The sequence below is a fragment of the Lysobacter sp. TAB13 genome, assembly GCF_052113885.1.
GTDB lineage: Bacteria > Pseudomonadota > Gammaproteobacteria > Xanthomonadales > Xanthomonadaceae > Lysobacter > Lysobacter gummosus.
The window spans coordinates 63,676-76,583 of record NZ_JBFRDR010000001.1 but is presented as its reverse complement, the minus strand read 5'-3'; the positions used below and the strand labels follow the sequence as shown (position 1 = coordinate 76,583).

Genomic DNA, 12,908 nt, shown 5'->3' with positions numbered 1-12,908 from the left:
TCATTGAAGCCCATCGGGCGAGCGCGCGGCGCGGCGCAAGCGGCGTTCTTCCAGCGCCACGCGCGCGGCGGCCGCGACCACCATCAGCGCCAGCGCGAACCACGTCAGCGCGTATTGCAGGTGATTGTTGGGAAACTTTATCACCGTCAGGCCGCCGACCGGCCAGGCCGGCTCGACGCCGGGATCGCGCGGCAGCGGCGCGGCGCGGTCGGCGTCGATGAAGTAGGGCGCCACCGGGCGCAGGCCGCGCGCGGCGGCGATGGCCTGGACATCGCGCGAGTACCAGCGGCCCTGGGCCGGCGCGTTGTCGCGCAGGAAACCGCCGCCGGGTTCGCTCAGGCGCAGCAGGCCGGTGATTTGCGTGTCGGTGGGCGGGGGCGAAGCGGCGGCTTCGCGCGCGTTCGGCACGAAACCGCGATTGACCAGGACGATATCGCCGTCCTGGGTGCGGAACGGCGTCAGCAGCCAGAAGCCCGGGCCGAGCTCGGTCACCGCCTGGGTCAGGGTGTCGTGCGCGGGCAGGTAGCGGCCTTGCAGGCGCACGTGCCGGTACTCGTCGCGCGCGGCGCTGACGGTGGGCCATTCGGCCGGACCCGGCGCCGCGCCGGCCGGCGCGTGCACGCGCGCTTCCACGCGCTGGATCAGGTCGAGCTTCCAGGCGCGGCGTTGCACTTGCCACGCGCCTAGTGCGATCAGGCCCAGGAAGGCGGCGATGAAGACCAGCGACAGGACCGTCAGCGCGAAGCGGCCGCGGGGGCGCTTGGCAGGGTTCGCGGTCATGAGGATGGCCTCTTAAGTAGTCGCCGGTGGTGCGTTGGTTTGGCTTTTTCCGTCATTCCCGCGAAAGCGGGAATCCAGTGACTTCAAACGTTCTCGCATGAAAAGCCCTGGATTCCCGCTTTCGCGGGAATGACGAGCAAAAACATACTCCCGAATCCCGAATCCCGAATCCCGCCTCAGGGCATATTCCGCATATCGTGCATCATCGTCGGCATCATGTTCGCGTTGAGGTGATGCATGACCCACAACGAGCCGGCCAGCATGATCACCACCAGCACCAGGGTGAAGATCAGCGCGAGCATGTTCCAGCCGCCCTCCGACTTCGTGTTCATGTGCAGGAAGTAGACCATGTGCACGACGATCTGCACGACGGCGAAGGCCAGGATGACGAACGCGGTCAGGCCCGAACTCGGGATGACCTTGGCCATCACCAGCCAGAACGGAATCGCGGTCAGCACCAGCGACAGCGCGAAGCCGATGCTGTAGCTGCCTACGCTGCCGTGGGCACCGTCGTCGTGATCGTCGTGGCCATGCTCGTGATCGTGGCCGTTGTCGTGGTGTTGCGTGGCGACCGGTTGGCTCACGGCAGCACTCCCATCAGATAGACGAAGGTGAAGACGCCGATCCACACGACGTCGAGGAAATGCCAGAACATCGACAGGCACATCAGGCGGCGACGGTTCTCGACCGTCAGTCCGTGCTTGCCGACCTGCGCCATCAGCGTGACCAGCCAGACGATGCCGAAGGTCACGTGCAGGCCGTGGGTGCCGACCAGGGCGAAGAACGAGGACAGGAACGCGCTGCGCTGCGGGCCGGCGCCCTCGTGGATGAGGTGCGCGAACTCGTACAGTTCCAGGCCGATGAAGGCCAGACCGAACAGGCCAGTGATCGCCAGCCAGCCCTGCACCGCGGCGATCTTGCGCTTCTGCATCGCGATCATCGCGAAGCCGTAGGTGATCGACGACAACAACAGCATCGAGGTGTTGATCGCCACCAGCTGCAGATCGAACAGATCCGCGCCCGACGGGCCGGCCGCGTAGTTGCGGCCGAGCACGCCGTAGACGGCGAACAGGCAGGCGAACACCAGGCAGTCGCTCATCAGGTACAGCCAGAACCCGAGCAGGGTGCCGTTCTGCGGATGGTGCTTGCCCTTCAGATCGAGGAACAGCGGGCGTCCCTCGGCGGTATGGGTGGCGATGGCGTGTGCGTCAGACATGGGCGGCGGCCAGTTGTTGCGTGCGCGCGGTTTCCGTGGCGGTCACTTGCTCGGCCGGGATGTAGTAGTCGCGCTTGTAGTTGAAGGTGTGGACGATCGCGGCGATCAGCATGGCGGCGAAGGACACGCCCGCGACCAGCCACATCTGCCAGATCATCGCGAACGCGCACAGCGTGCTCAGGCCGGCGATCACCACGCCCGCGCCGGTGTTCTTCGGCATGTGGATCGCCGCGAAGCCCGACTGCGGGCGCTCGAAGCCGCGCTGCTTCATGTCGTGCCAGGCGTCGTTGTCGTGCACGACCGGGGTGAAGGCGAAGTTGTAGTCCGGCGGCGGCGAGGACGTGGACCATTCCAGGGTGCGCGCCTGCCACGGGTCGCCGGTTTCGTCGCGCAGCTCGTGGCGGCGGCGGATGCTCACCGCGAACTGGATGATCATGCTGAGGATGCCCAGCGCGATCAGCACCGCGCCGAAGGCGGCGATGACGAACCAGATCTGCAGCGACGGGTCCTCGAAGTGGTTCATGCGCCGGGTCACGCCCATCAGGCCCAGCACGTACAGCGGCATGAAGGCGAAGAAGAAACCGGTGATCCAGAACCAGAACGAGCACTTGCCCCAGAACGGATCGAGCTTGAAGCCGAAGGCCTTCGGCCACCAGAAGTTGATGCCGGCGAACAGGCCGAACAGCACGCCGCCGATGATCACGTTATGGAAGTGGGCGATCAGGAACAGGCTGTTGTGCAAGGCGAAGTCGGCCGGCGGCACCGCCAGCAGCACGCCGGTCATGCCGCCGATGGTGAAGGTGACCATGAAGCCGATCGTCCACAGCATCGGCACTTCGAAGCGGATGCGGCCGCGGTACATGGTGAACAGCCAGTTGAAGATCTTCGCGCCCGTCGGGATCGAGATGATCATCGTGGTGATGCCGAAGAACGAGTTGACGCTGGCGCCCGAGCCCATGGTGAAGAAGTGGTGCAGCCACACCAGGTAGGACAGGATGGTGATGACCACGGTCGCGTAGACCATCGAGGCGTAGCCGAACAGGCGCTTGCCGCTGAAGGTCGAGACGATCTCCGAGAAGATGCCGAAGCACGGCAGGATCAGGATGTAGACCTCCGGGTGGCCCCAGATCCAGATCAGGTTCACGTACATCATGGGGTTGCCGCCCAGATCGTTCGTGAAGAAGTTGGTGCCGGCGTAACGGTCCAGCGACAGCAGGCCCAGCACCGCGGTCAGCACCGGGAACGCGGCGACGATCAGCACGTTGGTGCACAGCGAGGTCCAGGTGAACACCGGCATCTTCATCATGCTCATGCCCGGCGCGCGCATCTTGACGATGGTCGCGATCAGGTTGATGCCCGACAGCAAGGTGCCGACGCCGGCTATCTGCAACGCCCATATGTAGTAATCGACGCCGACCCCGGGACTGTAGGCGATGCCCGACAGCGGCGGATACGCCAGCCAGCCGGTCTTGGCGAATTCGCCGATGAACAGCGAAGCCATCACCAGCGCCGCGCCGCAGGCGGTCATCCAGAAGCTGAAGTTGTTGAGGAACGGGAAGGCCACGTCGCGCGCGCCGATCTGCAGCGGCACCAGATAGTTCATGAAACCGGTGACCAGCGGCATGGCCACGAAGAAGATCATGATCACGCCGTGGGCGGTGAAGATCTGGTCGTAGTGCTCCGGCGGCAGGTAGCCGGCGTTGTCGCCGAAGGCCATGGCCTGTTGCAGGCGCATCATGATCGCGTCGGCGAAGCCGCGCAGCAGCATCACCAGACCGAGGATGATGTACATGATGCCGATCTTCTTATGATCGATGCTGGTGAACCACTCCTTCCACAGGTAGCTCCACAGCCTGTAGTAGGTGACCGCGCCGAGCACGGCGATGCCGCCGATCACGACCATGGCGAAGGTGGCGATCAGGATCGGTTCGTGCAGCGGGATCGAATCCCAGCTGAGCCGGCCGAAGATCAGCGAGGCTTGGTTGGACGGTTCAGACATCTTCACTCCAAAAGTCCGCTCACGGACTCGGCGCGCGCGGCGCGCGCCTGTTGAATGCGTTGCTAAGTCGGATCAGGGCGCCAGGGTGGCGACGCCCCAGTTCGGCGTGGCGGTGGGTTCGGTCACGCACATCGCCGAGGTCACCACCGGGCCGCCGCGCAGATCGCCGCGGCGGCGCGGCGCCAACGCGTTGGTGTTCAGTCCCAGGCCGCCGCCGGCGTCGATCGCCATCATCTCGTCCATGCACATCTTCGAGGTGTCCACGCAACGGTTGAGGATGGCCTTGTACAGGCCCGGCGCGACCGCACCGTAGCGGCGCACCGGTTCTTTCTCGCTCGGGCGTTCGAGTTCGAGGTAGTCGGCGCGCTGCAGGGTCTGGCCGCTGGCACGGTTCTGCGCGACCCAGCCGTCGAAGCCGGCCTGGCTCATGCCGTGGAAACGAAAGCGCATGTGCGAGAAGCCTTCGCCGCTGTAGTTGGCGGAGAAGCCTTCGTAATTGCCCGGCTGGTTCATCACCGCGTGCAACTTGGTCTCCATGCCCGGCATGGCGTAGATCTGGCCGGCCAGCGCGGGAATGTAGAACGAGTTCATGACCGTGGAGGCGGTGATCTTGAACTGGATCGGGCGATCCACCGGCGCGGCGATTTCGTTGACCGTGGCGATGTTCTGTTCCGGATACAGGAACAGCCATTTCCAATCCAGCGCCACCACTTCGATCACCAGCGGCTTGGCGTCGGCGGCGACCGGCTGGCCGGGCTTGATCCGGCTCAGCGAGCGGTAGGGATCGAGCGTGTGCGTGCTGACCCAGGTGATCGCGCCGAGCACGATGATGATCAGCAGCGGCGCGGCCCAGATCAGCAGTTCGAGCTGGGTCGAGTGATCCCAGTCGGGCTTGTACACCGCGGCCTTGTTGGAGGCGCGGTAACGCCAGGCGAAGATCAGGGTCAGCGCGATCACCGGCACGATGATCAACAGCATCAGCACGGTGGAGACGATGATGAGATTGCCTTGCTGAGCGGCCACGTCGCCGGGCGCGTTCAACAAGAGCATGTTGCAGCCCGTCAGCGGCAATAGCGCGCTGGCCAGGAGCAGGGGACGGAGCAGGGCTTTGAGAGCGTTCATCAACCTGACGCCGGTACACGGCAAGGCCGCGACAGCCGCGGCGATGCGCGCACTTTAGGCCGCGCGGACTGTGACGACGATTGGACGTTTTGTCCTATGGCAGTGCCGGGCCGGTGGTGGGAAGCTAGCGCCGTTCCCGGGACTCGGGGCGATGGGTGTTGGGCGGGCGGCGGTAGGTTGTCGCGCCTGCGCATGCTTCCAGCCGTCATTCCCGCGAACGCGGGAATCCAGGGCCTTTCGTGCGAGAACGCCTGAAGTCACTGGATTCCCGCGTTCGCGGGAATGACGGTCTGGAGGATTCGCCGCGATCCATCCCGCGGGATTCGGCACAGTCGTCCGAGTCCATATATAAGTCGTCCCAAGTCGTAACTGAACGTCCCCGCCTGTTTAAGCAAACACCGCAGGCCCGATCGCTCCACGCACCACAGCCGACCCAACGATGCATACGCCAAATCACGCAAACCCGGATTCCTCCCAGACCGTATCGGTGCACTCCACCGGTTCGCATGCCGAGGTGGCGCCGGGCGATATCGCTGTCGGCGTGGTGATCGGCCGCGCTTCGGAGTACTTCGACTTCTTCGTCTACGGCATCGCCTCGGCGCTGGTGTTCCCGTCAGTGTTCTTCCCGCACCTGGGCAAGCTCGAAGGCACCTTGTGGTCGTTCGCGATCTTCGCGCTGGCCTTCATCTCGCGGCCGTTCGGCACGATCTTGTTCATGTGGATCCAGCGCCGCTGGGATCGCAGCACCAAGCTCACCATCGCCTTGTTCCTGCTCGGCACCTGCACCGCCGGCATCGCCTTCCTGCCGAGTTTCAGCAAGATCGGCGCGCTGTCGATCGTGCTGCTGTCGCTGTTCCGGCTGGGCCAGGGCATCGCCCTGGGCGGTTCCTGGGACGGCCTGCCGTCGCTGCTGGCGCTGAACGCGCCGAAGCAGCGCCGCGGCTGGTACGCGATGCTGGGCCAGCTCGGCGCGCCGTTCGGCTTCATCATCGCCGCGGCGCTGTTCGCCTACCTCAACACCGCGTTGCCGCGCGCCGACTTCCTCGACTGGGGCTGGCGCTATCCGTTCTTCGCCGCCTTCGCCATCAACGTGGTCGCGCTGTTCGCGCGCCTGCGCCTGGTGGTCACCCACGAATACGAACGCGAGCTGGGCGAGCACGAGCTCGAACCCACGCCGGTGCTGGAGCTGTTCAACGCCAAGGGCCGTCACGTGGTGATCGGCGCCTTCGCCGCGCTGGCCAGCTACGCGCTGTTCCATATCGTCACGATCTTCCCGCTGTCGTGGATCCTGCTGTATTCGGACCAGTCGGTGACCCAGTTCCTGATGGTGCAGATCCTGGGCGCCGTCCTCGCCGCCGGCGCGGTGGTGGCCTCGGGCTGGATCGCCGACCGTTTCGGCCGCCCGCGCACCCTGGCGGCGCTGGCCGCGGCGATCGCCATGTTCAGCGGCTTCGCGCCGACGCTGATGGCATCCGGCGACCTGGGCCAGGACGTATTCATCCTGATCGGCTTCGTGCTGCTGGGCTTGTCCTACGGCCAGGCCGCAGGTTCGGTGACGGCCAACTTCGGCTCCAAGTACCGCTACACCGGCGCGGCGTTGACCTCCGACCTGGCCTGGCTGATCGGCGCCGCGTTCGCGCCGCTGATCGCGCTGGGGCTGAGCGCGCACTTCGGTCTGGCTTTCATCGGCGTGTACCTGCTGTCGGGGGCGATCTGCACGATGGCGGCGCTTGGGGTGAACCGGATGTTGAACATCCGCAGCTGAGGCGGGTGGGGCGATCGTTACGAAAAGAGCCGGCCCAGGCCGGCTCTTTTCGTGGGGTAGCTTCGCGACCGATGTAACTGCGCTCGGTAACTCGCTTACAGGAGACGGCCAGGCGCAAAGGGGCAGGGGGCGTTGGGCGCTGCATCAGCGGGGCGCCTTGTGTTCATCTGGCGGCCGGTTTTTGGCGCCGAGATGAGCCTCGTAGCGTTATGCTGGCGGCCCCGACTAGACGACCTGAACGCGCGCGGGCCATGGTCCTTGCGATGGGGACCCCGGGCGCGTGTCCGGCGAGGCTATTCACGCCTGTTTCCATACGGATGGAGTTATGGTTTTCCTTTCCAGTGCTGAGAGTGCGCGCTGCCTGCGGCGCCCACTGATCATTCTGTTTCTGTCCGTTGCAGCCGTTGCCGTCGTCTATTTCCCTTACCTGTCCTCGCAAATCAACGCGACTTCCGACGGCCAGTTCGCGCAGTTTTTCGAAAGCAATTTCGGCTGGAGCGATTTGTACATCGGTGGGTGGCCTGTATACGCCGATCCCAATTCGATGTCGTTCTATCCGTTGCGGTATCTGTTCCCGGCCACTCGCGAGGCGTTTGATTATTTTGTTCTCGCGGCCCCGCTGATTTTCACCGTAGGCAACGGCTTGCTTGCCTGGGCGTTGACGCATTCGCGCCGCTCAGTGTTGTTGGCGGTGGCCGCCGCGCCCGGATTGGGTTTTTTCATCGCCCATGCCGGCCATACTTCGATGTTGCATGCCGCCTCGTACGCACCGTTCATGGTGCTCGCCAGCCTGAAGCTGTCCCAGCGTGGAGCCGACTGGGCGCTGTGGGTGGCGCTGTTCGCGGTCTCGACAGCCCTGTCGCTGCTGGCGGGCCATCCCCAGGTAACGGTGTATGCATTGGCGGCGTCGGCGCTCATGGCGGCTCCGATCGGGGCCAAATTCCGTGATTGGGTGGCGGTTTATCTGAAGAGCGCCGCCGGACTCGTGCTGGGGTTGGGACTCAGCGCCATCTACCTTCTGCCTGCCGCCAAGTTCGTCGGCGAATCGCTGCGCAGCACGATGTCCGCGGATGTCCTGCGGCAGTTCAGTCTGAGATGGTTCGAAGTCGGATTCGACGTGTTTCCATACCTTGCCGGCGGCGACTGGGAAGGCCAAAGCCAGGTTCCCTATATCGTCGCCGACGCGACCAACAGCTGGAGCGAAAACCTCGCCTATGTGGGCGTCGGTATCTTCTGTCTGGTGATCGTCGGATTGCGCGGATTCTGGGCCGACCCGGCCAATCGCAAGATAGTGATCGGGTTGATCGTGGCGTCGTTCTTGGCGGTGGCGCCGTCTCTGCCTGGCAGTGCGGAAATTCTGGTGCGCATACCGGTCCTGTCCATGTTCCGCGCATGGAGCCGTTGGCAGCTGGTCTCGTCGGTGTTCGCCCTGCAGTTGGCCTGCATCGCCTTGGCTCAATTGGTCGGCAGGCAAACGACCGCGCGCAGCACGGTCCTGGATCCCCTCATCCCCTGGCTGATCGTGCCGGCGGCGTTGCTGGTGATCAGCGTCTCACGTGGACTGCGAGGCAAGATCGGTATCCACGATCTGTTCCAAGGAGAAACGCTGATCCAGGTCGCGGTATTTGCGGCCTTGACCGTGACGATCTTCGCGCTGCGCAGCGAATGGGGACGGCGATCCACGGTGCTGGCCGTCCTTCCCGCGGTATTGGTCGGAGGCGAGTTGGCGTATCTGTCGCGCCAGGCCACCTGGGCCAATGCTCACAGCGGGCCGGCCACGGCGGCGCAGATCGAGACGTTGTCGAAGACCAAGGGAATTCTTGCGCAGACGCACGGCCGCATACTCGCCATGTCCGGTTGGGAAAGCCCGTATTTGTCTGCCGATTACACAAGGGCTGCGGACATGCCTTCGTTGAACTGGTACGGACCGTTGCTCAACGCTCGCTTCGCCGAACTTTCCGGGATCACTTCGGGAGGGTGGACCCGTCCAGAGGTTCTGAGCGAACGCAACCAGGTTCTGGATATCTACGGCGTCTCCGTCATCGAGCCCTATCCAGCCGAGGTAACGCCCACAAGCGCGAGTCGGGACGAGCTCTATCCTGCGCAACGATGGAAACCGCTGCCATCGCCCAATCCGCGTGAATTGCTTTTCAACACCCGCAGCCTGCCCAGGATCAGGCTGGTCAATCAAACGGTCCACGTCAGCGACGAAGGCGCGTTGGCGGCGCTGAAGACCTCCAGGCTTCCCGATGGCCGCCCTTTTCACGCTCGCTCGATGGCTTTGGTGAACGAACTGGGGCTGCAGATAACCGGCAAAGCCGAAATTCCCCGGTATACGGCTGATTCGACCGGTGACAGCGGTTTTTCCGTGAGATTCGATGCGCCTGTCGCTCATCCGCTCATGCTCGTGATCGGCGACAATTTCTCGCGGAACTGGCATGCCCAAGCGGATGGGAAAAAGCTCGAAACCACGCGCGTCAATTACAACCAGATAGGCGCGTTGTTGCCTGTCGGTACCCGCAAGGTCAGTATCGGCTACCACGACCTGCGGCTGACCAAGGGGATCGTGGTCAGTGTCATATCCATTTTTGCACTATGTGCGTTGGTCTTCTTCGGAAGGGCGCGCGCGGATCGCAGGAAAATCACATGAATTCGATCGCTTCCCTAGCGCTGGTCGTGCCCATGTTCAATGAGGCGCAGAACATCGACCGGTTTATCGACCGCACCGGGCTTGCGCTTGCACAAACCGGCTTGCGGATAAGCTTCGTCTTCGTCGATGACGGAAGTTCCGACGACAGCGTCGCGCGGGTTTCCGCCCGACTGCCGGATCTGCCGGGTTCTGTCGTGGTCCAGTTGACTCGCAATTTCGGCAAGGAAGCCGCGCTGCTCGCCGGGCTTGATGCCGCCATCGGCGGTGACTGCGACGCGGTGGTCATGATAGATGCCGATCTTCAGCATCCGCCCGAGGCCATACCGATGATGATCGAGGAGTATCGCAACGGAAACGATGTCGTGATTGCCTCGCGCGCATCGCGCACCGGCGATTCACTGCTCAGGCGCGGCTTTACCAAGTTGTTCTACAAAAGCATCAACTGGCTGGCGGATATCCCCATCGTCGATGGGGACGGCGATTTCCGCTTGCTCGGACGGGAGGTGGTCGAAGCCATCTGCAGCCTCAGGGAGCAGCATCGGTTTACCAAGGGTCTGTACTCCTGGGTCGGCTTCAGGCAGCTCAGAATTCCGGTGGAATACGAAACTCGCAACGCCGGTTCAAGCAAATTCCGTTACGGCCATTTGCTGGCCTTGGCCCTGAACGCGATAACCAGCTTTTCCGCGAAGCCGCTGCGTGTGGCGTTGGTGGTCGGTTTCGTTATCGGCGCTGTCTCGCTGACCTACGCGATATGGATCGCGTTGCAAACGATAGGATTCGGCAAGGATTTGCCCGGCTATGCATCGATTTTCTGCGGAATGATGTTCTTGGGCGGTATGCAGCTCATCGGCATCGGTTTATTGGGCGAATACGTCGGTAGAACCTATATCGAATCGAAAGCCAGGCCGCCTTACTTGGTCAGGCGCGTCGTTTCGAAAAGGACCGGCGAAGCCGCTGGCAGCTGATGCCCCGCGATCTCGCTACTCCATGCCGGTGAGTAGACGTTGCCGGCCGGTGTCGTATCTGCTGACGTTTGGAACTTATGCTTACGCAATCACTTGCTCCATACCTTTCGATGTCGATATGGATCCGTTTAGCCCTGTGTATCGCGTTCGTTCTGGTTAGCGGCTGTCACAGGCATGCGCCTGCCGATGTCAGCCCGCCTGCCACGACTGTTTCGGCGCGGCCTGTCGTCGATCCCGTAACTGGCTCGGTACCCGCGCTTCCTCGAAGCGCGAGTATCGAGCCGCGGTTGATGAGGCGAGCATAGGTGAATGAGGAAGAGCGAGCGGGTGCTGGCGCTGGCTCTTCTCGTTTCCTCCGGCTCAGGCCGCCCCGCCTCCACTCACCCTTCAGCTGCGAGCGCTTGCATCTCTAGCTTCCAGCCCGCTGCGCGCAGCGCTCCAGGTCTTCCAGATACGCCTCAACCCCTTGGTCGTGCACCGGCGTCACCGTCATGTGCAGCGCGGCCGGGTTCAACAGCCGGCTGATATGCCAGCCGCGCGCTTGCATCGCGTCGCCGACGCTGTGGATGTCGAATTCGTCCGAGCCGAATGCGATCACGCTCAGGTGCGGCACGCCCAGCACGTGCAGGCCGCGGATGCGGCCGATGCCTTCGATGTAGCGATCGCGCAGATGCATGACCCGCTGCGCCAGCGCGCGATAGCCGGTTTCGCCCAGGTAATGCATCACCGCCCAGGCCGCGGCCACGGCGCCGCCGGGCAGGGTGCCGGATAGGGTCTCGGTGCGGTACAGACCCTTCGGCCAGTCGCTGTATTCGAAGAACTGATGGGCCTGATCCTCGGTGTCGGCGTATAGCACCACCGAGGCGCCGTTGGCGGCGTAACCGAACTTGTGCAGATCGGCCGACAGCGAACGCACGCCGGCGATGCCCAGGTCGAAGCGCGGCACGCCGGTCATGAAGCGCGCCACGTGCGGCGCCAGGAAGCCGCCGATGCAGGCGTCCACATGCAGCCAGACATCGTGCTCGCGGGCGACGCGGGCCAGTTCCTCGATCGGGTCGATGGTGCCGAATGGCAGCGACGGTGCCGAGGCGACGATCATCATGGTCTCGTGCTCGATGCACTGCGCCAGGGCCTCGACGCTGGCGCGGTAATCGCCGCCGATCGCCACCCGGATCACGTCCAGCCCCATCACCTCGGCGGCCTGATCGTAGGCCGGATGCGCGCTGGCCGGCAGCAGCAGGTGCGGGCTTCGCACGTGCGGGCGGCGCGAGCGGAACGCGCGATACGCGCTGCGCACGGCCAGCATCACGCTCTCGCTGCCGCCGGAGGTGACGGTGCCGCAGGCGTCGCGGCCGCCGCCCAGCAGCGACAGCGAGATCTGCACCAGATCGTCCTGCATCTTGCGCAGGCTGGGGAACATGGTCGGCGCCAGCGCGTTCTCGCTGATGAACATCCCGTAGGCGCGGCGGGCGACATCGAGCACATCCTCGCCGGCGTAGTAGACGTGCAGCGAACCGCGGCCCTGGCGCCAGTCGGCATCGCCGCTGCGCAGATCGGACAGCGCTTCCTGGAGTTCGCTCCAGGGTTGGCCGCGGGCGGGCAGGGTCTTACGTCCTTGGACGTTGAACGAGGACATCATGGGCGCGGTCTCGTAAGCGGATGTGGATGAAGGAGGCAGGCGTTATGCGTCGTGCAGTGACGTTGCGCGTCATGCGGCCTGCATATGGCGCAGCGGATACGGCAGTGGTTTCGTGGTTTCTCATCGACGCGTCCCGACGATTTCGGCGCGCACGCCGTCCGGGCCGCGGCATGCGGTCCATCTGCGTTGCGATCAGCGGCATAGGTTTTATGCCGAGGCGATCACCGATTCGAGCGTGCGCGATGCGCCGCGACGCAAGCCGGCGATGAAGCGAGACTTGCGACGCGTGCGGGTTGCGCTACCGCGCGCAACTCATGCGCGACACGGTTCGTCCGCGATCGCCGCACGGCCTGCGCCACGCATGCGCGCGCCGCGCGCAGCGCCGGAGAAAATCGTTGTTTCGGGCGGGCCGCCATGCGGTCGCGTCAGGTTGGGGCTGAAGTTCTTCAATGGACTTGCTCCGTGTCACGAAGAAGGGTCGCGCGAAAAGCGCAGATCGGCCGACGAATAGGTGCGCGTTTGTTTTAGTCGGTATGCGCGAGGTCGGCGGTTGCGACGAAATCGTTGGAATCAAACTGCCAAGACAGTGTTACGTCCCGGTGTCGTATCGGTCAACGATCGCGCGACATCGGTTGTTCAAGTAGCGATGCGTATCGCACTGCGCCTCGCGGAGGATCACACAATCGCGAGCGATTGCGTTGCATGCAGGCGATAGCAAGCGTGTCCGCGTGCGTTGCGAATTTGCCTGTATTTCAAGACTAATTGCGATGTG

Annotated in this window: 9 protein-coding genes; 3 read left to right on the top strand and 6 right to left on the bottom strand. The window is 64.0% G+C overall.

All coding sequences use genetic code 11. The features are described from left to right. The 5 genes from AB4Y92_RS00310 to cyoA form a co-directional block, all read right to left on the bottom strand. Nucleotides 1-780, bottom strand: a complete 780-nt coding sequence (locus tag AB4Y92_RS00310) for an SURF1 family protein (RefSeq protein ID WP_441817831.1) — start codon at nucleotides 778-780, stop codon at nucleotides 1-3. Nucleotides 781-956: 176 nt separating this feature from the next. After that, nucleotides 957-1,364, bottom strand: coding sequence for a cytochrome o ubiquinol oxidase subunit IV (gene cyoD / locus AB4Y92_RS00305; protein WP_441817830.1), 408 nt, complete (start codon nucleotides 1,362-1,364; stop codon nucleotides 957-959). Next, nucleotides 1,361-1,996 carry a cytochrome o ubiquinol oxidase subunit III gene (gene cyoC, locus AB4Y92_RS00300; RefSeq protein ID WP_057942884.1) on the bottom strand — a complete coding sequence of 212 codons (636 nt, stop codon included), beginning with the start codon at nucleotides 1,994-1,996 and terminating at the stop codon, nucleotides 1,361-1,363. Before cyoC ends, cyoD begins: the two co-directional genes overlap by 4 nt. Next, on the bottom strand, nucleotides 1,989-3,995 hold the full coding sequence (gene cyoB, locus AB4Y92_RS00295) for a cytochrome o ubiquinol oxidase subunit I (protein WP_441817829.1): 2,007 nt from the start codon (nucleotides 3,993-3,995) through the stop codon (nucleotides 1,989-1,991). Before cyoB ends, cyoC begins: the two co-directional genes overlap by 8 nt. 72 nt (nucleotides 3,996-4,067) lie before the next feature. Continuing rightward, on the bottom strand, nucleotides 4,068-5,117 hold the full coding sequence (gene cyoA / locus AB4Y92_RS00290) for a ubiquinol oxidase subunit II (RefSeq protein ID WP_441817828.1): 1,050 nt from the start codon (nucleotides 5,115-5,117) through the stop codon (nucleotides 4,068-4,070). A gap of 439 nt (nucleotides 5,118-5,556) precedes the next feature. On the opposite strand from cyoA, the gene AB4Y92_RS00285 reads away from it, so the two are divergent. The 3 genes from AB4Y92_RS00285 to AB4Y92_RS00275 all read left to right on the top strand — a co-directional run bounded on the left by AB4Y92_RS00285 (nucleotide 5,557) and on the right by AB4Y92_RS00275 (nucleotide 10,497). Beyond that, nucleotides 5,557-6,882 carry an MFS transporter gene (locus tag AB4Y92_RS00285; RefSeq protein ID WP_441817827.1) on the top strand — a complete coding sequence of 442 codons (1,326 nt, stop codon included), beginning with the start codon at nucleotides 5,557-5,559 and terminating at the stop codon, nucleotides 6,880-6,882. Nucleotides 6,883-7,207: 325 nt separating this feature from the next. Further along, nucleotides 7,208-9,532 carry a hypothetical protein gene (locus AB4Y92_RS00280; RefSeq protein ID WP_441817826.1) on the top strand — a complete coding sequence of 775 codons (2,325 nt, stop codon included), beginning with the start codon at nucleotides 7,208-7,210 and terminating at the stop codon, nucleotides 9,530-9,532. Beyond that, nucleotides 9,529-10,497 carry a glycosyltransferase family 2 protein gene (locus AB4Y92_RS00275; RefSeq protein WP_441817825.1) on the top strand — a complete coding sequence of 323 codons (969 nt, stop codon included), beginning with the start codon at nucleotides 9,529-9,531 and terminating at the stop codon, nucleotides 10,495-10,497. Before AB4Y92_RS00280 ends, AB4Y92_RS00275 begins: the two co-directional genes overlap by 4 nt. Before the next feature lie 409 nt (nucleotides 10,498-10,906). On the opposite strand, the gene AB4Y92_RS00270 is transcribed toward AB4Y92_RS00275, so the two are convergent. Continuing rightward, nucleotides 10,907-12,136, bottom strand: coding sequence for a pyridoxal phosphate-dependent decarboxylase family protein (locus AB4Y92_RS00270; protein WP_441817824.1), 1,230 nt, complete (start codon nucleotides 12,134-12,136; stop codon nucleotides 10,907-10,909). Nucleotides 12,137-12,908 lie beyond the last annotated feature (772 nt).